This window comes from Blautia sp. HCP28S3_G10, from assembly GCF_052065235.1.
In the GTDB taxonomy this organism is placed as follows: domain Bacteria; phylum Bacillota; class Clostridia; order Lachnospirales; family Lachnospiraceae; genus Blautia_A.
Genome location: NZ_JBQHUL010000021.1, coordinates 38,895 through 60,063 on the forward strand (window position 1 = coordinate 38,895; position 21,169 = coordinate 60,063).

The following is a 21,169-nucleotide window of genomic DNA, read 5'->3' on the forward strand; positions in this document are numbered from 1 at the left end:
GAAAGATGTAAATTTGCGATATAATGGTAGGCACGATTCAACAGTAATACATAGAAAATTATAAAAAATATCAATAGACATCTGTGTCGGGTGAAAGAAATAGCGCATTTCTCGCTTTATGTCGTGTTTTTTTACCAGAAGAAAAGGTAGTCTGTTTTTGAAAGGAGGAACGATTGTGAATCCAAAAGAAATAGGAGCATTTTTAAAACAGCTTCGTAATGAAAAGGGAATCACACAGGAACAATTGGCAGAAATTTTGGGGGTTTCAGGGAGAACTGTTTCAAGATGGGAAACGGGAAACAATTTACCTGACCTGAGCATTTTGGTACAAATTTCTGAATACTACGATGTAGAAATTAAAGAAATTCTGAATGGAGAAAGGAAAAGCGAGGATATGGATAAAGAATTAAAAGAAACATTATTAAAAGTAGCTGATTATACTGAGCTGGAGAAGCAAAGAGCTGCAAGAAGCGGAAATATTTCGTTCGGTATTATGTTCCGGGTATGTGCAGCAGCTATTGTTGTACAAATGATTATGACAGGAGATCTGTCCCTGATTATTGGGGAAACGGTAATACTGATTTTTGGTGCGGGGGTATATATTTTTTCTTCCGTAAACAATGGAGCATGGAATGGAACCCGGATAAAAAGTACACATAAGAAAGATTTTATCGTCAGCGTAATATGTGTAGGAATATTTAGTATTCTGCTCTGTTTGATATTATCCAAAACTATGGTCTTATCTCGTGCTATTGGAACGTCTATTTGCTTTTTTATTGTTCTTTCAACAGTATCATTTGCTTTGCTAAGAGGGATTTCCTATCTTTCTAAAAAGAAATCTGACGAGTTAAAAGATTAGCGAAACGCTGTATAGGGTAAATGTTGATATTATGCGATGGAGACAATGAAAAGGTGTATTGGAGGAATAACATATGAGTCGGGACGTATTAGCAGTAAATGGAATCTGTAAGAATTATGCGGATTTTTCACTGAAAAATGTAATATTTCATGTTCCAGGAGGCAGTATTGTTGGCCTGGTTGGAGAAAATGGAGCTGGTAAGTCAACTACTCTAAAAGCTATATTAAATATCTGTTCTGTAGATGAGGGGAGTGTGGAGTTTTACGGGAAAGAAATCCGGACTCTCTCAGCATTAGAGAAAGAGGATATAGGAGTGGTGTTTGATGACAGCGTTTTTTATGAAAATCTTACAGCACTTGAACTGGAAAAGATTTTTTCAAAGATTTATAAAAAATGGGACTGCTCGTATTTCCTGGAATTATTGAACCGATTTCATATCTCGGTAGATAAAAAACTGAGTGAGTATTCAAAAGGGATGAAATCAAAGCTGGCTCTTGTCAGCGCATTAAGCCATTACCCGAAGCTGTTAGTGATTGATGAATCACTGTCTGCTTTAGATCCGGTGATCCGGGATGAGGTTTTGCAGATGCTGCATGAATTTGTAGCAGATGGGGAGAAGGCAGTTTTATTTTCCTGTCATATTGTGGAGGATTTACAGAAGATAGCGGACTATATCGTGTTTATTAACCACGGAAAGGTTGCTTTCGAGAAAAGTCTGGATGACCTTTTATGTGGTAATGCAGTCATCCATTGTGTTGGAAATCAAATGGGGGAAATTGAGAAAGAGGATGTGATTGCTTACTGCAAAGAGGGAAATGAAACAGCAGTTATGATCCGCAACTATGGTCATGCGAGAGAAAAATATCAACAATTTTCTTTTGAACAGACAACGATGGATGAAATATTGAAAATTATGATGAAGGGGGAATGGTCATGAAAGGATTATTGCTGAAGGATTTTTATAATTTAAGGACAACACTGAAAACGATGCTGATGATCTTGGTGATATTTTTGGTCTTTGTCATCATACGGCATTATGAATTTGCATTGCCGCTGATTCCGGTGCTGCTTAGTAGCTCTTTGTTAACAACAGTTATAAATCTGGATAAGCATTCCAAATGGAATATGCTGATGGTCACAGCGCCGATAGAGAAAAAACAACTGGTGCAAGAGAAATACGCATTGCTTATGCTGCTGAATATATGTGGTATACTGATCGGCACGGCAGCATCCATTCCGTTTATTGTGTCTGGTAAAATAAAACTGGTCAGTTTTATTGATATGACATTACTCGGATGGAGTATCTCATTACTGCAGGGAACAATTTTCCTTACACTTTCTTACCTGTTTGATAAGAACCTGATGGAAAAGCTGGAGCTTATGATGGTAGTATCGTATGTGGTTTCATTTGCAATCATCATTCCCTTATATTTCCTAGTGCCGGATTTGTTTGGTACTGAAAACCACAGCTTGATTATTACACATTTCATTATTTTTCTTGCGATATTGGCCGTGTATGGAATTTTGGAACAAGTGTCGATTACGAAAAGTGTGAAATCAGAAAATTTGTAGGGAGGAAAATAGATGGATTTTAATGATGAGAAAGATTATATTATGCGTATAATTAAAGAAATGGTGAGGGTTCTTTTTTCTTTAATGCTTGGGAAACAGTACAAGTCTGTGGAGTTACCAGAAGAAAATAAATATGAGGTTTCTGGAAAAGCATTGGAGGAATTTGAAAAGATGGTAGATCAGGGATTTGTAAATGAAGCAGAGAATATGCTATTGGAAAACATTGATTATACCCAAAAAGAAGAAATCCTTGCTGCGTTACTATTTTATCAATATATAAGCGAGAAAGATAATGCTTTTTTGGCTTCACATAATTACTCCAAAGAAGAAGCGTTGGATGGAATTAAAGCGTTGGCAGAAAAAGCTGGATACGGTGAAATGAGTGAGATATTTCTGGACTCTCTTTAAACAGAGGCGTAGCCAATGGTATTGAAAGGACATGGCGGATAGTATAAGAATGTGGTGGTAGGAAACAAGGTTGGAGATGGGCGAAATGATTAATATTCTAGTGATTGAAGCCAACACATCCATCATCCAGGAAGTATTGATGTTTCTTTCTGATAAGTCACAGTGTCAGATTACGAATTTATCATTGCCAGGAGAAAACGATGGCATATTGTCTTTCCCCGGTTTGAAAATATATATCCATAAACAGACCGTTTACCACAACGCCACCCTCATTCCCCTAACTCACCATGAGTTCTTCACACTGCTTTACTTAGCGCAACACCCATCCTGGGTTCTCTCAAAACCTGCAATCTACGAAGCAGTCTGGAAAGAGCCGGGAGATAAATGTGGCTCGGCGGTGACGAATGTAGTAAGCCAGATCAGGCGGAAAATCGGGGATGGTTATATAGAAACTGTGGTGGGGAGCGGGTATAGGTTTGTGGGATAGAGAACATCTCGGAGTGTTATTGAACTGTTCCGGGATGTTTTTATAAGTGCATTTTGATTTTAGAGTATAAAACCCTATGTTACCATTTTGTTTACATGGATTTTTAGGGTGTTTCTTTCATTTGACAGCAGGATATTTTATAATCAGCCTATCCTATAGGAATCAAATCAGAAAAAGGCGGTTGATATTTATGGTTGAATTTGGTGAAAAGCTAAAAAGGGCAAGAGAAGAAAAGGGAATGACACAGCAGACTTTATCAGAGCATCTCTATGTTACCCGGCAGGCGGTATCTCGGTGGGAGTGTGGAGCCAGGTATCCAGACCTTCTGACGGCTAAAAAATTATCAGAAGTGTTAGAGGTGTCTTTGGATGAATTGCTGTCCGGGGAGGAAATGAAAAAATGCGTGGAAAAAAATCCTATTGTGGAATCTCCCGTGATAGGCAGAGTACAGTCTGCTTTATACGCCCTTGCAGGGGTAGCATATTTACTTATGAGCATTTTTACAATTAGATTTCTGGTGCCGGAACTTGTAGGAGCAAACTCGGAAGTGATCGGATATGGAACTGCATATATATTAGGATATGTGCTAATTACATTGCTGCTTTTTTGTGGACTGGCATTTTCTATTCGTGGAAAATTAACACCTAAAAAGGCAGGAGTGATTGCCGCTGCCTATTTTGGTATGCAAATATTATCAAATATTTTTGAACTAATACAGGTGCCTGGTATATGGCCGACCGTATTTCAAAGTATCATTTATCTGCTTTGTATTGCAGTTATTGTCGTATATTATTTCCAGGCGAGAAGGCTTTCTCCGATACCAGTGTATTTTGTTGCTGCGTTTGGCTTGATAAGAAGTGCCGTCATATATTTTCAGACGTTGCAGTTGGAAAATGACCTTGCATTTATCGTAAGAACCATATGGCTGATAGCAGTTGCGGGATATATGGGATTAATGGCATACCAGGCATATTCGTTAGAGAAAAAATGGCGATTGGCGGTAAAATAAGTAATTCGAAAGACTAAGGAGGGCGGAGATGTCAGTACAAATGAATATCAAACGGCAACCCGTCATCCGGCGTGGATGCCTTACCATTGATTCACAGCGATATACGGTCGTACTTGCTGGAGAGGAAATTGATCTTTATCCGAAAGAATTTGATGTCCTTTACCTGTTGGCACAGTATCCTGGTTGGGTGCTTTCTCCTGAACAGATTTATGGAGCCGTTTGGAAGGAATGCGTGGCTGGATGTGAGCATGTGGTCTACAATGTGATTTGCCAGCTTAGAAGGAAGCTGAAAAACCCGGATATGATTCAGACGGTTGTCGGGAGAGGGTATAAGTTTGTGGGATAAGAAAAGCGCAAAAGGCTGATGGCATGATTCGAAAAATGCTGTCAGCCCTTCGTGCTTTGGGGATAAAATATCAACCTAAATTGATTTTCACATAGGAATGAAGTTCTAACTATTAGATAATAAATTCGGAGTGGTCCGAAATTTTTTGATTTTCTGCCAGTAACTTTTGGAATGCCAGCAATCCTGTTTCAAGTTCGTTAGTAGTATAGGGAGAGCAGATTGCAATACGGATTGCTGTTTGCGTGGTCTTTCCGACAGCAAAACGGTCAGAACAGAGCACATGTATTCCACGCTCTTTTGCCTGTAATTCAAATTGGTATCCATTATATCCGGAAGGTAATGGAAGCCACTGAAAGAAGCTATAAGGATTGGTATTGAGGTTGTCTGGAAAGTATTTTTTAAAAATAAGGTTTCGCTCTTTGGAAAGTATTCGTTTTTGTTGAATGATATTATCTGCGATACCATCTTCAATCACTTTACTTGCAATTTCAGCATTTAAAAGCGGTATTTTCAGGTTAATATTATTTGCTGTACTCAAAATGGACTGCTGCAGCCGATGTGGAAAAACCATATAAGCAATTCGCAGTCCGGCGGAAAGAGACTTGGACATGCCATGCAGGTAAACAGTATGATCCGGTATCAGAGAAAAGAAAGGAATGTCCTTTTCCTCTGCGATAAATCCGTAGGTATCATCTTCAATCAAGATAAGATTTTGTTCCTGAATGATTCGAGAAAGCTCCTTCCGGCGTTCCAGTGGGATCGTTATCCCAGTAGGGTTATTGCAGGATGGCATCAGATAAATTCCTTTCATGTCAGAAAGATGACATTGCCGTTCCAGTAAATCCGGTATCATTCCATGTTCATCCGACTCAACAGAGATGAGCTGTATATGAAGTTGTTTTGCCAGTGTAATGAAATTAGAGTATGTAAAAGCATCTGTTACAATCTTATCTCCAGGCTGGAATAATGCAAGAAGCGAAATGGTAAGCGCATTCTGTGTTCCGGCAGTCAAAATAATATGGTCACAGGAAGCATCTACATGGAAAGTTGACAGCCATTTTTGGGCTGTCCGTTTGTGGTGCATATTTCCTAAGGTAAAATTAAATTCAAATAATCGATCAGAATGCTCACCTTGCAAAATAGTCCGGGCAGCATCGGCAACGATTGAATTAAACTGATAATAAGGACGGATCAATCCAAGCTCAATAAAATCCTCCGCTGGTTTTTCCCATTTGGGCAATACGGCGTTGGGTGATATAAAGGTTCCACTGCCGATTGCTGCATAAATCAGTCCCTTTGCCTCACACAACTTGAAAGCACGGGTAATTGTACTCAGATTTACATCTAAGAAATCTGCTAACTCCCTCTGAGGTGGTAATTTCGTATTGGGAGTAAGTTCTCCATTCAAAATATCCTGTTCTAAAGCCTCTGCGATAGAGAGATAAAGGGGCGGCTTTAATTTCGCTTTGTTGGGTTTCCATGACATCGGGAAATTTTCAAAAGAATTTACCGGCATATATAACTCCTCCAATCGGAAAAATGTCTTGCATACAATTTTAATCTTGAAGCGGTACAAAGTCAATGGTATCGTAATAATTGTTTTAATTGTATGCTTTTATTGAGAGCAGGAGGTATTTATGGAAAGAGAATTAAGAGACCAGCTTTTAAGGCTGTTGGAGAATAATAGTAAATTATCCTCACAGGATTTAGCAGTTATGTTAGGGGCTGCAGTAGAAGAAGTAGCGAATGAGATTTCCGTATTGGAACAGGAACATGTTATATGTGGCTATCATACCTTGATTGACTGGAACAAGATCAATGATGATGATGTCACTGCGTTAGTTGAATTACGGGTAACGCCTCAAGGGGGAGATGGCTATCAGAAACTGGCAGAAAGGATAAAAGAATTTCCACAGGTAGTGACTTTGTACCTGATGTCGGGGGCTTATGATTTTCTTGTTATGGTAAAGGGAAAGACATTAAAGGAAATTTCGCTTTTTGTATCCGGTAAGTTGGCATCTATCCATGAGGTACAAAACACAACCACCCATTTCACTTTGACAAAATATAAAGAATTTGGGGTGGATTTTGAGGTAGAAAAAGTGGATGAAAGAATGGTGGTGACACCATGAAAGAGCTGCTTTCCCAAAAAATTTTACAGTTGAAGCCATCTGGAATACGAAAGTTTTTCGATGTAGCAAACGAAGTGCCAGGGGTAATTTCCCTGGGCGTTGGGGAGCCGGACTTTCCAACGCCCTTTCATATCCGGGAGGCCGGAATCCAGGCAATGCAGTCGGGTAAAACTTTTTATACGGCCAACAGTGGACTAAAAGAGTTACGAAAAGAAATCTGTATCTACACGGAAGAAAAAATAGGAAATCGGTATAATCCTGATACAGAGGTGATGGTTACGGTGGGCGGCAGTGAAGCGATTGATATTGCTTTGCGGGCGATTATGAATCCCGGTGATGAAATTTTATATATAGAACCCAGTTTTGTGTCTTACCTTCCCTGCATTACAATGGCAGACGGGATTCCGGTTCCGATAGAATTAAAAGCAGAAAACCAATTCCGTTTGACAAAGGATCAGTTAGAGGCGGCAATCACGCCAAGAAGCAAAGCACTTATTTTATCTTATCCCAATAATCCAACGGGGGCGATTATGGAGCAGCATGACCTGGAAGGATTACTGGAAGTCATCCAGAAGCATAATTTGCTGGTGATTTCGGACGAAATTTATAGCGAACTTACTTATGGGAAGAAGCATATTAGTATTGCTAGTTTGCCGGGAATGAGAGATAGGACAATCCTGATCAATGGGTTTTCAAAAAACTTTGCCATGACAGGGTGGCGTTTGGGTTATGCATTAGCGAATTGCGAAGTCATGGAGCAGATGAATAAAGTACATCAATATGCTATTATGTGTGCGCCGACAATCAGCCAGTATGCAGCAATCGAGGCATTAAGACATAGCACCGAAGATGTAGAACGCATGAAAGAGTCTTATAATCAGCGCCGCCGTTATCTGTATCATGAGCTGGCCCGCTTGAAGTTACCATGTTTCCAGCCGGAAGGTGCCTTCTATATATTCCCTGATGTCCGTGAGTTTGGAATGTCCAGTGAGGAATTTGCAGTGGATCTTTTAAAAGAGGAAAAAGTAGCGGTTGTACCCGGAAGTGCATTTGGGGACTCAGGAGAAGGCTTTATCCGGATTTCTTATGCATATTCAATAGCAGAATTGAAAGAAGCTCTGCTAAGGATAGAGCGATATATCCAAAGGAAAAGGAAGGAACTAGCATGAAGGATTTAACACAGGGAGATGAACTAAAGACGATATTTTATTTTTCCCTGCCAATTTTCATCGGAAACTTATTTCAGCAGCTCTACAATGTGGCAGATAGTGTGATTGTTGGAAATTTTTTAGGGAAAGAAAGTCTGGCAGCAGTAGGTTTCAGCTATCAAATTAATTTTCTTTTGATTGCTCTTTCGATGGGAATTTCACTGGGAGCGAGTGTCCTTGTTTCCCGGTACTTTGGTGCAGGGGAGAGGGAGAAGATAAAGAAGGTCATTGATACCGGATTTTTATTTTCCGTTTTCCTGGCAATCATCATAGCAGTTGCAGGCGTCATCTTTTCAGAAAAGATTTTACTGTTTTTCCGAGTTCCTGATAAGTTAATTGGAATGGCTGACAGTTACTTGAAACTTATATTTATCGGGTGTATTCCCACCTTTTCATACAATGCTCTGACTAATATTTTACGAGGAATAGGAGATTCCAAAACTCCAACATACATATTAATTGCAGCAACGCTTATTAATATAGTTTTAGATGTTTTCTTTATTACGGTATTGGATATGGGAGTTAGCGGCGCAGCTGTCGCAACCGTAATCGCACAGACATTTTCTTTCGTTGTGTGTATGCGGTACATGAAATACAAATATCCCGATCTCTTTATCCGGATATGGAATTTGCAGCTGGATTTGAAAGAATTGAAAAAAAGTCTGGTAATCGGAACACCTGCTATGCTTCAACAGGTATTTGTCAGCGTAGGTTTTATGTCCATTCAGTTTTTAATCAATGGATTTGGAACTGATTGTATGGCTGCTTATACGGCAGCTTCTAAAGTGGACTCTTTTGCAGAAATGCCTGCTTTGAATTTGGGGCAGGCAATGACGAATTTTGCGGCACAGAATTATGGAGCTAAAAAAATGGATCGGGTAATAAAGGGCGGAAAGTCAGCATTGGTCATGGGAGTGGGTGTATCGGTTCTTATTTCTACTGTGATATGTTTGTTCCCTTCCAGCTTTATTTCAATATTTAACCGTGATCCGGGAGTTATACAGATTGGGAACAGCTATCTTCGCACTGTGTCGGTTTTTTATTTCGTTTTTGCAGCCATGCAGATATTAAATGGCATATTGCTAGGATATGGGAAATCATTTGTCCCAATGCTTGCATCAATCGGATCACTTTGTCTTATGCAGGTTCCTGCAGCCATTATACTTTCAGGAACCAGTTTGGGATATAACGGTATTTGGATTGCAGCACCGATAGGGTGGTTTGGGGGACTGACGATTCGGTTTCTGTATTTCCGGTATATTGCCAGAAAATAGCAAAAAGGTTTATAGGGGTAATTATGAAAATAGATATGACCTCGGGAAAGCCTATTCATATTTTATTACAATATTCCCTGCCGTTACTAGCGGGAAGTATTCTTCAGAATCTTTATAATATTTTTGATACAGCCATTGTAGGACATATTTTAGGGAAATACACTCTTGCAGCCGTTGGAAATTCTTATGTTCCAATGCTGATTATCAACAGCATTATTTTGGGGATAGCCTCTGGCATTTCCATTTTTGTTGCCCGATCATTCGGTGGGCATGATGAAGAAAAAATTAAGGAATGCATTGGTTCTGTTCAAACACTGATTTTATTTGTGGGAATTGGATTGTGCATTTTATTTCTTGTATTTGCCAGATGGATTTTTGTTTTTATGAAGATACCGGATGATATTATTGGCTCGGCAGCCGCTTATTTAAGGATAATATCTTTAGGAATCCCATTCTTGGCAATCTACAATTTTTATTCTGCTTTGATTAAGGCAAAGGGAAATTCTAAGACACCGGTTCAATGTATTAGCATTTCCTGTGGAATGAATATTCTTCTTGATTGTCTGTTTGTAGCCTGGTTCCGGTGGAATGTGGAAGGGGCTGCAATTGCCACTGTTATTTCACAGGCGGCAGCGGCAGGTATGTCGGTATTGTATTTATACCGATATGACAGAGAGGTTTTAATGGAAAGCCCTAATAATAAGTGGATAGGTTCCATGCTTAAATTAAGTATAACCGGGATTGTACAAAATGGATCATCTGCACTCAGTATGTTTTTTATTCAGGGAATTATCAATACATTTGGTGTAAATGAGATTTCTGCTTACTCATCTGCATATAAAATTGAAGGTATTCTCACTATGCCAGCGGTTAATCTTGGAAATGCCCTATGTGTTTATGTTGGACAGAATATGGGAGCGGGGAATTGGAAACGGACTAAGCAGGGGCTAAGGGACTGCTTTAAGATTGCAGTAGTTATTACTTCTATGGCAATGATAATAATTTGGGCCGCAGCACCATTTCTCCTTTATCTTGTGGTAGGGGATGAAAAGGAAGTGATTCGTGTTGGTGTACTTTATCTCCAAATTATTTCAATCACTTTTCCCCTATGCGTCAGTCTGTATCTGCTGACGAATTTTCTACGTGGTGCTGGTGAGATTATATATCCTCTGTTTAACACTTTGCTTGAGCTAAGTTTCCGCACAATTTCGGCTTTTGTTTTGGCTCGTTATTTAGGATTTATTGGAGTGTTATTATGCAGACCGTTGAGTTTTATTGTGAGTACGATAAGTCTTTCACAGAGATATATCTCAGGAAAGTGGCGACAGCACTGCATAAAGAAGGGTAGTGACGGCAATCGTGAATGTAGTGAACCAGATTAGGGGGGAAAATTGAGGATGAGTATATGGAAACTATTGTGGAGAGCGGATATAGGTTTGTGAGACGGCGAACGTTCTGGAGTGACACTGTGAACTATTGCTTTGGGTTCTTTTTATGGTTTAAAAAAGAGCATAAGATATCAAATACGACTTGATAAGTGGTTGTCTCCGATTTATAATACTATTTCATTAAAGTGCCTATTTGGAAACGTTTATAGTATGAGATTAATGAGGTGAACCTATGAAAATACAACCGAGTGACTACATGAAAAAGTGTTTAAGAATATGTTTCGATGCTCAGGTCGCATCAATGTTAGATACTTATGCTTGCATTGTGACCTTTGAAAAAGGAACACATGTAATTAGAGTAGGAGAGGTAGTCAGCTCATTTTATTTTATAATATATGGTATTGTAAGAGGTTATTATATTGATGATGAGGGGCATGAGGTTACGAAATGTTTTGAAGCCGAGAATTGTTTTTTCGGATCAGAGTGCTATAGAACAAATCAGAGCGCATCCTTTTATGTTGAGTGCTTGGAAGAGTGCAAATGCTTAAGGCTACCATATTCCTTAGTTAAGAAACTTATATCTTTGGATCAACAGGTGGGAAATTATATTCAGAATTTATATCTGGAAGAGGTAGGAAAACTAGAACATCGAACTAGAGATTTACTTTTAATGACCGCAGAGGAACGATATATTTCTTTTTGTAAGGATTATCCGAGTTTGCAGAGAAGAGTACAGTTGCGATACATAGCGTCGTATATTGGCATACAACCGGCCTCAATGAGTAGAATTAGAAAAAAATTAAAAAATCAAATATGAATTAACAAAGGTGAATTACAGCCTCTTTTTGCGGACGTATAATTATTGCAAAAGGAGGCGTTTTATGGAATATGCTTTAATTACTGGTGCAACAAGCGGAATTGGATTTGAATTGTCTGTATTGTATGCTCAAAATGGATATGGGCTTGTGCTGGTGTCTTCTAGCAAGGAGCATTTAGAGAATACGGAAAATAGATTGAATGAACAATATAGCGTTCCTATTCTCATATATGAGCAGGATTTGACAAAACAAGGTGCTGCTCTTGAATTATACAATAAAATAAAACAGAAGAAGCTGGACGTTACGGTGCTGATTAACAATGCAGGACTTGGTCTTGTTGGAGCAACTGATGAAATAAATCTGAGTATCGATGAACAAATGATGATGTTAAATATGATAAATCTTGTCTCATTAAGTAAATTGATTATTTTAGATATGTATCGGAATAAAAAAGGGAAAATATTAAATGTATCTTCAACAGGTGCGTTCCAGCCAGGGCCATACACATCAACCTATTTTGCAAGCAAGGCGTTTGTATTAAGTTACAGCAGAGCGATACGATACGAGGCAAAAGCGAGAGGTGTTCAAATATGTATACTTTGTCCAGGGGCTACGAAAACAGGCTTTTTTAGAAGAGAAGGTACAGCTACTCCAAATAAAGCGATGTTACCTGAGCAGGTTGCCCGCATCGCATTTAGAGGATTAATGAAAAATAAAGAAATCATTATACCAGGTTTAAAAAATAGATTGCTTCAACTTTTTCCATTAAAGATAAAAATGCTTAGTGTTGCAAGAATGAAGAAAAAAAGCAGAGATTGAACTAATCGAAGTGTATTGACTTATTATGTGCTTGATGAATGATCTTGTATAATGAACCATTTGTAACTTATTATGTAAGGGAGGCGGAGATGTCAGTACAGATGAATATCAAACGGCAACCCGTCATCCAGCGTAGATACCTTACCATTGACCTGCAATGCTGTACGGTTATATTGTCGGGTGAACAAATAACTCTATATCCGAAAGAATTTGATGTCCTTTACCTGTTGGCACAGTATCCTGGTTGGGTGCTTTCTCCTGAACAGATTTATGGAGCCGTTTGGAAGGAATGCGTGGCTGGATGTGAGCATGTGGTCTATAATGTGATTTGCCAGCTTAGAAAAAAGCTGAAGAACCCGGATCTGATCCAGACGGTTGTCGGCAGAGGATATAGGTTTGTGGAATAAGAATAGAGGCAGAGGTAGCCGCTCTATTAAAGGAGCACACACTTCTGCCTGTTTAACATTTTACATTTCAAGTGCCTGGTTGGTAGTTGCTTTATATGATAGTAAAGGAGCCGCATTTTTAGGTTGCCGTTACTATGGGCTTTTACTTTATCAGTGGAAGGACAATTTCTCCTGATAAAACGGCATAAATGGAAAACACACTAATAATACACAAAATTATGCCTATTACACGAATAACTATCGGAAATACTCTGTTATCAAACCACTTCTTGTATATATTGATAGGTAAAAGGAGAAGCAATAAACCAATAACCAAAGTAATAGAAAATAAAGTTACATACATCTTGTTCCCTCCTATTTTTGAATTGCGGTAGCAATATTTTTCTTTGAGTACGCTAACCCGATGGATACTAAAATTGCTACAATAAGGTAAATATGAATCCATTCAAATATTGGCCTCAATCCATAGAAAACTACTTCACACGGGAAACCTATCAAATGCACAATAGTTCCCTGAATATCCCAGAACGCTAATATAAATGCAGCTATTGATGATAACAAGAATATTGCGTTGATTATAGTAGCTATTTTTTGCATAGTTACGTCTTGTTGTGTCCAGTAGAGAAATAGTGACCATGAAATCATCAATAAAATTACTGCCAACAAGTTTGCTAATACGGGTGTCCCCTCAAACAATATTCCGCCGACACTTAGATTTAAGGATATAACTACAAGGGTAAGCAGAATCGTACAGGATTTGCAAAATACTATTTTTTTGTTTCCCTTTTGATATTCAAGAGCCATACTCTTAAGATTTTCTTCGGCTTTTTTTGGAATATCATCAGATGCGATTCTCTCTCCTGCAAAGAGTTCATTCAATGTGATGTTTAGAAGCAAACATATATCATCAAAGAGGGAAGCGTCCGGCATACATTTTCCCGTTTCCCTTAGTTAAAGATATTGTTGGGTATCTCAAGATGTGTCATTCGATTTTGCCGATAAAGCGGTAGAAGATTTCCACTTCCTGTTCCCGGCTTCCGTCCTCACTTTTGACCGCTTCATGGACAAGGATTTTTTCAATCAGCGTATTCAGAAGTTCAGCCGTCAATTCTGTGGGATTGACATACTGTTTCATCAGACCTATCCACTTTTCAGCGTCAACCGCTGTCTGGGCGGCGACCTCCATCGCTTCGTGAAGCCGTTCAATTTTTGCGTCCAATTCTCGCTGTTCGCCCTGATACTTTTCGGACAGCATATTGAAATTGTATTCTGTAATGCGTCCGGCAGACCAGTCCTCATACATTTTTGCAAACAGGGTGTCTACTTCTGCTTTGCGCTTTTCCGCCTTTTTCAGTTCGGCTGTCTGCCGCTTCCTTGCAGTATTGCGTTCCTTGTCGCTGGCGTTAAGTAGCCGTTTCAGAAGTTTGTCCCCATCCTGCTGTGCCAGCACAGACCAGTATTGCAGACGGGAAAGGACATAGGCGTAAAGCACATCATAGCGGATATAGTGCATGGAACACTGGTGCAATCCTTGCCCGTACTTGCTACAATGGTAGTGGGCATAGGGATTTTTGTTCTGGCTGTTCATACCATAGGCCAGCGACCAGCCGCAGTCCGCACATTTTACCAGCCCGGAAAATATCTGTGTTGTGCCGTTCTTCTGCCGTCTGCGCCTGTTGCAAATCTGCTCCTGTACTTGACGGAACACATCTTCGGAAATAATCGCTTCGTGGGTGTTCTCCACACGATACCATTCCTCTTTTGGCTTGCGTACTTTCTTCTTGTTTTTGAATGAAATATTGGTCTGCTTATTGTGGACGCTGTGTCCGATATAGGTTTCCTCTTTCAGAATACTTTTCACCTGCGCTATCGTCCACGCATAGGCTTTTTCCTCCGGCGCTCCGGCATAGATATTTGCGAAAGTGCCGTATCTCTGGAAATTCAGCCAGCCGGGAGTAGGTACTTTTTCTTCGACCAAAATCCGTGTAATGCTGGCGGCTCCCCGGCCATGAACGGCAAGGTCAAAAATCTTTTCGATAATCCACCTTGTTTCCGGGTCAATCAGAAGATGGCCTTTCTTATCTGGGTCTTTGACATAGCCAAGCGGAGCATAGGCTCCATAGTGTGCGCCATTTGCGAACCGTGTCCGCATGGCCGCCTTTACCTTTTTGCTGGTCTGGCGGGCGTGCATTTCATTCAGAATGTTGAGGAATGGGGCAAGCTCATTCTCTCCGTTGATGGTGTCCACATTGTCATTGACAGCGATATAGCGGACTCCTTTGCTGGGAAAGTAGATTTCCGTGTATTGGCCGGTCAGAATGTAGTTTCTGCCTAAGCGGGATAAATCCTTCGTAACAACGCAGTTGATTTTCCCGTCCTCAATGTCATCAATCATTCTCTGAAAATCCGGCCTGTCAAAGTTCGTTCCAGACCATCCATCGTCGATATATTCATCTATGACATTCAGGCTATGCTCGGCGGCATATTGCCGGAGCATCATGCGTTGTGTCTGAATACTCCCGCTTTCTCCTTGCAGTTCATCGTCCCGGCTCAATCTCATATAAAGCGCCGTGTTGTAAATCGTAGTATTGTAAGGTTGTTTCACCGTTAAAAATCCTCCTTCTAAAGAAACAACCCACGCTTACAATACTTTTGCTCTATGGCAATTATATCATATGACTGCAAAGGCATATAAAACCAAAATGGCAGAGCCGGTTGTAAGGAAATTGAAGCAACTTGTCAAAACGGTGCTTGCCCGCTGCTTTGAGGGGTGGGACAACTATCATAGGCTGAATACAGCGAATGCACAGTTATACCGCACCAATCAGCGTTTGGAGAAAGTCAATGAAAGATTGACCGAAGAAAACAAAATCCTAAAAGCAGAAAATAAAGATTACAGCCTGCTCCGTAAGGTTTTTGGTCGCAAACAGATAGATGATTTGTTGGAGCAGGCAAGAACAGTTAAAGGTCGCAAGCGTGATAATACACGATCACGATAGACAAAAATCACAGGAGGAAAAGGAAAATGACAAAGACAATTTTTGAAGAAATGGGCGGAACTTATAGACAGGTGGGTGATTATTTATTGCCGAACATCACAGTACCAGCCGAAGAAGAAATAGAGCCGATTGGTTTATGGGGGAAACGACATGCAAGGCATTTAAAGGAACACTATAAAGTGTTATATATGAACCTGCTGACAAGCGGAAAGCTGCATAGTTATCTTGCAGAAGTCGATAAGCAAGCAGAGGATATGTTTCTTCGACTGGTAAAGGAATATGCCGACAGACAAGATGTGACGGAACAATTAAAGAAAGATAATCCCTACGAATGGATTGGAAGAATGAATAATATTCAGGCTTGTGTGAGGGAAGTTGTAGGAACGGAGTTGATTTACACATAAGCGTTTTACGGTATGGTGCTCCTGCGTTTGCTGGAGTGCTGTGGTTGTGGTTGTAAAGAGGTTGTGAAAGATTGAATTTCGTAATGGTTGGATGTATAATTAGGAAGTGAAAATTTTAATTTGCACTTCCATAAGGTGAAATGTATTGACACAAAAAATACAGTATGATAGTATTGCCATTAGAAGAAAGAAAGGCACATTTTGTGTAAGGTGAGGAAATGATTAATAGATAATTTGATTTAAGTAAGACACATATAGTTATTGAGCCTGTAGAGAATAGGTTTGTTTTGTGTACGCTTAAGTTGGATTATCGCAAGAGGCATTTCCTTTGTTTTCCTTTTGGAAAAGAAATAAGGGTCTATTTAGCGAGTCTATTTTTGCGTATGCAAAAAAGACTCGTTTTTGTGTGTTCAAAATAATAATTGGCTCAGACTTCGAAAAGGAGAAACTTTAATGTTGCAGATAAAAAAATTAAATTTAACACATAAAAAAGACCTGAGAATAATTCTTAATGATTTCAACTTTGTGCTAAATGATGGAGATAAGGCAGTTATTATTGGAGAAGAGGGAAATGGGAAATCGACATTAATGAAGTGGATATACAATCCGTCGCTTGTAGAAAACTATATAGAAGCAGATGGGGAAAGGATAATGGGACACGAACGTCTTGGTTATCTTCCGCAGGAGATGCTCGATGAAGATAAGGAAAAAACAATATACGAATATTTTTCTGAAGAGGAAATATTCTGGGAGAAAACGCCTAAAGAATTGTCTGTTATTGCGGGAAAATTTGGAATGAAAAATGATTTTTTCTACAGTAACCAGACAATGGGTAGTCTTTCAGGAGGCGAAAAAGTCAAGACACAACTTATGAGGCTTTTCATTCGCGATGTTTCTGTGCTGTTGTTGGACGAACCTTCCAATGACATCGACATTGCGACGCTTACATTACTGGAAAAAATCATAAATGACTGGAAGCACATTGTGCTTTTTATTTCACACGATGAAACGCTGATAGAGCGTACTGCCAACATGGTGATACATATCGAGCAGATTATACGAAAAACAAAGGCGAGATATACCGTGGCAAAGCTTCCCTATAGACGCTATGTGGAAGAACGGCTTCATAAATTTGAAATCCAAAAACAGCGGGCACTGAGTGACCGTAGGGAGAAAAAGATTCGCGATGAAAAATATCAAAGAGTTATGCAGAGTGTACAAGGTGCATTAAGAAGTTGTACCAGACAAGCACCGTCTGTTGCCAAAAACTTAAAGGACAAAATGCATACGGTTAAGGCAATGGAACGAAGATTTGAAAAAGAAGATGAAAATATGACTCAGATGCCGGAACAGGAAGAAGCAATCTTTGTCAAATTAGGGGATGAAAACTCACACATTCCCGCAGGAAAAACGGTCATAGAATATGAACTTTCAAAGCTTGTGACTCCGGATGGCAAAAGAATTTTAGCAGAAGGAATTCATTTAAAAATAAAAGGTTCAGAAAAAATCTGTATGATAGGAGCCAACGGGGCAGGAAAAACGACTCTTCTAAAAAAGATAGCGGAAGAACTCCTAAATCGGAATGACATTAAAGCAGAATATATGCCTCAAACTTATGAAGACCTGCTGGATTTGGATGTTACACCGGTTGATTACCTTGATAAAACAGGAGATAAAGAAGAGCGTACAAGAATTAGAACATACCTTGGTTCACTTAAATACACACCAGATGAAATGGAGCATCCGATTCGGGAGTTATCAGGCGGACAAAAGGCGAAAGTGCTTCTCTTGAGGATGAGCTTAAGTGGTGCAAATGTTCTTATTCTGGATGAACCGACAAGAAATTTTTCACCATTGTCCGGTCCGGTAATAAGAAAAATGCTCCGAGAATTTCCGGGGGCTGTCATTAGCATTTCTCACGATAGAAAGTATATTGAAGAGGTGTGCGATAAAATATATCAGCTAAATCCTAATGGATTACAGCTAATTGGTGATTGATAACAAAAAGGATGAAAGACTGACAAATTTCAGGCTTTTAGTGAGTTGGAAAGCATACAAAGATTTGAATTTGGAGGATAGATTATGGTACGTACAGAAGATGCATGTGAAATTATAAAATATGCTTTGCAAAACGAAATTAAAGTATATTTAGATGGCGGATGGGGTGTTGATGCACTTCTTAAAAGAGAATCAAGAATACACAATGATATTGATTTGTTTGTTGAACTGAAACATTATCATGATTATATTTATGTGATTAAGCAGCATGGATTTGAGGAAGTAAATACTGATTATACAACGGATGGTCATACTGTCTGGAAAGATGATAAACAAAGAATCATTGATTTACATTGTTTTGAATTTACAGATGACGGAATTGTTTATGAGGGAGATATATTTCCATCAAAAACTTTTTCCGGTATTGGAAAAGTTGGAGATATAACTGTTTCTTGTATTGAACCATTGAGTCAGGTAATGCTTCATTTGGGATATGAACACGATAAAAATGATGTGCATGATGTGATGCTGTTGTGTGAAACATTTCAAATAGCAATACCAGATGAATATAAGGAAAAGTAAAATTTCAGTTTTGTGTTGAATCTCTAAGCAAAATAGCTTATAATTTGACATGCTACATATAGTTATTATCCACAGTTATCGAGTAGGTGTTATCAATGCCGATAACAAAATGATAACATTAGCTCGTATAGGCAGGATAATATGGATATATCAAATAATCAAAAGAACGAGAAACATTACAGAGAATAATTCCTAAACAAAAAGCGTTAGTCTTTGTAGGTCAGCAGTGATATTCTCATAGGCGTGGCAAAGGAATTTAAGGTATCGACAGACTACATACTGGGCTTATCCACCGTGAGCGTCCGTAAAAGCTACGATATTTCTGAATTAGGCTTGTCCGAGGGAGCCGTGAGGGGGCTCGTGACGGGTGCTGTTGATGTGCAAATCCTCAACCGCCTGTTGGAACACAGGAATTTTCCTAAGCTGATAGATTTGATACGGATTTATTTTCAGGACACAGCGGCAAAAGGCATAACAGCAAGAAACCAGCTTATCGAGATAGCAACGGCTTCCCTGTCCGACCTGATGAAAGAACACCCGGAACACCGGGCGGAAGCAAAGCAGGATTTACAGCTTTTGAACGCCCAGAAGATGGGGGAACATGAGGCGGAGATTGAGAAAATCAAAAATGTGTTCCTTGCTATCCTGCGGGATATTAAGAAAGACATTTACAACGGGGAACAGCCGGGAGAAGCTGTGACCGCCGCGATGTTCCAAGCCATGCGGGACGCATTGGCGGAACAGAAGCAAAACCCGCTTTCCATTGACGATGTAGCGGCGATGGTTGCCGGACAGATCGGACAGCTTACGCCGATGGATGAAGAAACTGCCGACCTGTTCAAGCAGTTGGCAAAAAAGATGATGAAAGGAATAGAATAATAGCCTGTTATTCGAGATAATAATATGCCATTAGTAAAGCATGACTACCCTGTTTTAGAGTACGATACCGCATCAAAAGCTGTTTTTCAGCCGGGAAATGGGAAAAAATGTTTTCCTGCAAAAGCAGTGTTTGCTTTTTTAGGAGACGAGGTTGAAAATTATGCACATACCCATGATGGAATACAGATAGATGAATTTGAAAGTGCAACAAGACGATATCCTATTTATGAATGTCTTTATAATCAGGAGAAAATATGTCTATGTCCGGCTCCTGTGGGAAGTGCTGCTGCCGTCCAAGTTTTAGAATATTTAATTGCAGGGGGTGTAACAAAGATTATTTCCGTCGGCTCCTGCGGCGTATTGGAAGACATCCCGGAAAATAGATTTTTGATACCTGTTTCTGCATTGAGAGATGAGGGAACATCTTACCATTATCTTCCTCCCTCCCGAGAAGTAGAGATTTCAAAGGCTGGTATAAATGCGATTGAATCTGCTTTAAGCCAAAAGAATATACCATATTGGGAAGTTAAAACATGGACAACAGACGGTTTTTATCGAGAAACAGTAGAAATGGTTCAGTATCGGAAAGAAGAGGGATGTCAAGTAGTAGAAATGGAATGTTCCGCATTGGCGGCGTGTGCAAAATTTAGAAAAGTTACATGGGCTATGCTGCTTTTTTCAGCCGATACTCTTGCAGACCCTCATAAATACCAAGAAAGAGAATGGGGAAAAACAAGTATATCCATAGCCTTAGAATTAGCCTTAGACGCTGTTTTATCAGTTGTTGAGGAGTAAAAATAAATACATATAGGAGTTACAATGAATATAAATGAATTTCCACAACAAGTAAATCAAGTTATTTCAATAGCAGAAACCATATTACAAGGTCAAATATTGGGGATATATTTATATGGTTCAGCAACAATGAATGGGCTGCGTCCAGATAGTGATATAGATATACTGATAATTACTAAACAAGAATTGAGTAATTCAATCAGAGCAGATCTAACAAAGCAATTATTGAAAATTTCTGGCTCCGTAGGCTGTATTGAAAAAAGACCTTTAGAGGTAACTATTATCAATCAATCTGATATTGTTCCGTTGCAATTTCCGCCAAAATGTCAGTATATGTATGGTGAATGGCTAAGGGGAGAGATGGAAGCAGGAGAATATCCGCAAGCCTGCAATGACCCAGATATAATGATTTTATTATGGCAAGCAAGAAAAAATAGCATAACTTTGAAGGGGGCGGAAAGCAAAGAGCTTATTCCCGCTATCCCATTTCACGAAATTAAAAAAGCAATTCGGTTTTCTTTACCTGGTTTGATTTCCAGCTTTAAGGGTGATGAAAGAAATGTGTTATTAACCTTATCACGAATGTGGTTTACTTTAGTAACAGAAGAAATCACGACAAAAGATGTTGCCGCAAAATGGGTAATTTTAAAATTGCCGGAGAGATTCCCCCCCCTCAGCCTGTCCGAAAACCTTATTTTTAGGCATAAATTTAGCCCCTTTCCTTCATCTGTGACATTGAAAACTGAATAAAATACACAGGATGAAGAAAGAGGCTTATGCCTGTT

Annotated in this window: 23 protein-coding genes and 1 pseudogene; 21 read left to right on the forward strand and 3 right to left on the reverse strand. The window is 39.4% G+C overall.

The annotated features are described in order from the left end of the window. Window positions 1-175: 175 nt before the first annotated feature. The 7 genes from ACTNB8_RS09970 (at window position 176) to ACTNB8_RS10000 (ending at window position 4,681) form a co-directional block, all read left to right on the forward strand. Window positions 176-859: a helix-turn-helix domain-containing protein gene (locus ACTNB8_RS09970; RefSeq protein WP_441054286.1), complete on the forward strand. Its 684-nt coding sequence runs from the start codon at window positions 176-178 to the stop codon at window positions 857-859. A 73-nt stretch (window positions 860-932) separates the two neighbouring features. Further along, a complete protein-coding gene (locus tag ACTNB8_RS09975) occupies window positions 933-1,796 on the forward strand; it encodes an ABC transporter ATP-binding protein (protein ID WP_441054288.1) in 864 nt (287 codons plus the stop codon). Beyond that, a complete protein-coding gene (locus tag ACTNB8_RS09980) occupies window positions 1,793-2,431 on the forward strand; it encodes an ABC-2 transporter permease (protein ID WP_441054290.1) in 639 nt (212 codons plus the stop codon). The genes ACTNB8_RS09975 and ACTNB8_RS09980 overlap by 4 nt, the downstream gene beginning before the upstream one ends. 12 nt (window positions 2,432-2,443) lie before the next feature. Then, complete coding sequence (locus ACTNB8_RS09985; RefSeq protein ID WP_441054292.1) at window positions 2,444-2,839, forward strand: DUF6483 family protein; 396 nt, start codon at window positions 2,444-2,446, stop codon at window positions 2,837-2,839. 76 nt (window positions 2,840-2,915) lie between these two features. After that, the gene (locus ACTNB8_RS09990) at window positions 2,916-3,326 is read left to right on the forward strand and encodes a winged helix-turn-helix domain-containing protein (protein WP_441054294.1); all 411 of its coding nucleotides are present in this window, start codon (window positions 2,916-2,918) and stop codon (window positions 3,324-3,326) included. 76 nt (window positions 3,327-3,402) lie between these two features. After that, window positions 3,403-4,335, forward strand: a complete 933-nt coding sequence (locus ACTNB8_RS09995; protein ID WP_441054296.1) for a helix-turn-helix domain-containing protein — start codon at window positions 3,403-3,405, stop codon at window positions 4,333-4,335. Window positions 4,336-4,363: 28 nt separating this feature from the next. Further along, window positions 4,364-4,681 carry a winged helix-turn-helix domain-containing protein gene (locus ACTNB8_RS10000; RefSeq protein ID WP_441054298.1) on the forward strand — a complete coding sequence of 106 codons (318 nt, stop codon included), beginning with the start codon at window positions 4,364-4,366 and terminating at the stop codon, window positions 4,679-4,681. A 112-nt stretch (window positions 4,682-4,793) separates the two neighbouring features. Here ACTNB8_RS10000 and ACTNB8_RS10005 read toward each other — a convergent pair whose 3' ends face one another. Next, entirely contained in the window at window positions 4,794-6,197 is a 1,404-nt protein-coding gene (locus tag ACTNB8_RS10005; protein ID WP_441054300.1) for a PLP-dependent aminotransferase family protein, read from the reverse strand. A gap of 121 nt (window positions 6,198-6,318) precedes the next feature. Here ACTNB8_RS10005 and ACTNB8_RS10010 point away from each other — a divergent pair, with 121 nt between their 5' ends. The 7 genes from ACTNB8_RS10010 (at window position 6,319) to ACTNB8_RS10040 (ending at window position 12,727) form a co-directional block, all read left to right on the forward strand. Beyond that, a complete protein-coding gene (locus tag ACTNB8_RS10010; RefSeq protein WP_441054302.1) occupies window positions 6,319-6,813 on the forward strand; it encodes an Lrp/AsnC family transcriptional regulator in 495 nt (164 codons plus the stop codon). After that, a complete protein-coding gene (locus tag ACTNB8_RS10015; protein ID WP_441054304.1) occupies window positions 6,810-7,982 on the forward strand; it encodes an aminotransferase class I/II-fold pyridoxal phosphate-dependent enzyme in 1,173 nt (390 codons plus the stop codon). Before ACTNB8_RS10010 ends, ACTNB8_RS10015 begins: the two co-directional genes overlap by 4 nt. Next, window positions 7,979-9,295, forward strand: coding sequence for an MATE family efflux transporter (locus ACTNB8_RS10020; RefSeq protein WP_441054306.1), 1,317 nt, complete (start codon window positions 7,979-7,981; stop codon window positions 9,293-9,295). Before ACTNB8_RS10015 ends, ACTNB8_RS10020 begins: the two co-directional genes overlap by 4 nt. Window positions 9,296-9,318: 23 nt before the next feature. Next, on the forward strand, window positions 9,319-10,677 hold the full coding sequence (locus tag ACTNB8_RS10025; RefSeq protein ID WP_441054308.1) for an MATE family efflux transporter: 1,359 nt from the start codon (window positions 9,319-9,321) through the stop codon (window positions 10,675-10,677). A gap of 238 nt (window positions 10,678-10,915) precedes the next feature. After that, window positions 10,916-11,500: a Crp/Fnr family transcriptional regulator gene (locus tag ACTNB8_RS10030; protein WP_441054309.1), complete on the forward strand. Its 585-nt coding sequence runs from the start codon at window positions 10,916-10,918 to the stop codon at window positions 11,498-11,500. Window positions 11,501-11,564: 64 nt separating this feature from the next. After that, window positions 11,565-12,320 (forward strand): SDR family NAD(P)-dependent oxidoreductase, encoded by a 756-nt coding sequence (locus ACTNB8_RS10035; protein WP_441054311.1) that lies wholly within the window; start codon window positions 11,565-11,567, stop codon window positions 12,318-12,320. Window positions 12,321-12,409: 89 nt separating this feature from the next. Beyond that, complete coding sequence (locus ACTNB8_RS10040) at window positions 12,410-12,727, forward strand: winged helix-turn-helix domain-containing protein (RefSeq protein ID WP_270514518.1); 318 nt, start codon at window positions 12,410-12,412, stop codon at window positions 12,725-12,727. Between the two features lie 354 nt (window positions 12,728-13,081). On the opposite strand, the gene ACTNB8_RS10045 is transcribed toward ACTNB8_RS10040, so the two are convergent. Then, window positions 13,082-13,657, reverse strand: a complete 576-nt coding sequence (locus tag ACTNB8_RS10045) for a hypothetical protein (RefSeq protein WP_441054314.1) — start codon at window positions 13,655-13,657, stop codon at window positions 13,082-13,084. Between the two features lie 52 nt (window positions 13,658-13,709). Then, window positions 13,710-15,287, reverse strand: coding sequence for a recombinase family protein (locus ACTNB8_RS10050; protein WP_069972668.1), 1,578 nt, complete (start codon window positions 15,285-15,287; stop codon window positions 13,710-13,712). Between the two features lie 115 nt (window positions 15,288-15,402). Between ACTNB8_RS10050 and ACTNB8_RS10055 the strand changes: the two genes are divergently transcribed. The 7 genes and pseudogenes from ACTNB8_RS10055 to ant(9) form a co-directional block, all read left to right on the forward strand. Continuing rightward, a complete protein-coding gene (locus ACTNB8_RS10055; protein ID WP_441054316.1) occupies window positions 15,403-15,726 on the forward strand; it encodes a hypothetical protein in 324 nt (107 codons plus the stop codon). A 26-nt stretch (window positions 15,727-15,752) separates the two neighbouring features. Next, a complete protein-coding gene (locus ACTNB8_RS10060) occupies window positions 15,753-16,130 on the forward strand; it encodes a TnpV protein (protein ID WP_009247523.1) in 378 nt (125 codons plus the stop codon). A gap of 402 nt (window positions 16,131-16,532) precedes the next feature. Continuing rightward, complete coding sequence (locus ACTNB8_RS10065) at window positions 16,533-18,128, forward strand: ATP-binding cassette domain-containing protein (RefSeq protein WP_441054318.1); 1,596 nt, start codon at window positions 16,533-16,535, stop codon at window positions 18,126-18,128. Between the two features lie 84 nt (window positions 18,129-18,212). After that, complete coding sequence (locus ACTNB8_RS10070; protein ID WP_009247521.1) at window positions 18,213-18,710, forward strand: nucleotidyltransferase domain-containing protein; 498 nt, start codon at window positions 18,213-18,215, stop codon at window positions 18,708-18,710. A gap of 243 nt (window positions 18,711-18,953) precedes the next feature. Next, on the forward strand, window positions 18,954-19,589 hold the full coding sequence (locus tag ACTNB8_RS10075) for an XRE family transcriptional regulator (RefSeq protein WP_441050035.1): 636 nt from the start codon (window positions 18,954-18,956) through the stop codon (window positions 19,587-19,589). A 24-nt stretch (window positions 19,590-19,613) separates the two neighbouring features. After that, window positions 19,614-20,384, forward strand: a complete 771-nt coding sequence (locus tag ACTNB8_RS10080) for a nucleoside phosphorylase (protein WP_002578723.1) — start codon at window positions 19,614-19,616, stop codon at window positions 20,382-20,384. A 24-nt stretch (window positions 20,385-20,408) separates the two neighbouring features. Continuing rightward, a pseudogene (gene ant(9), locus ACTNB8_RS10085) lies at window positions 20,409-21,059 on the forward strand (aminoglycoside nucleotidyltransferase ANT(9)); the annotation flags it as partial. Window positions 21,060-21,169 lie beyond the last annotated feature (110 nt).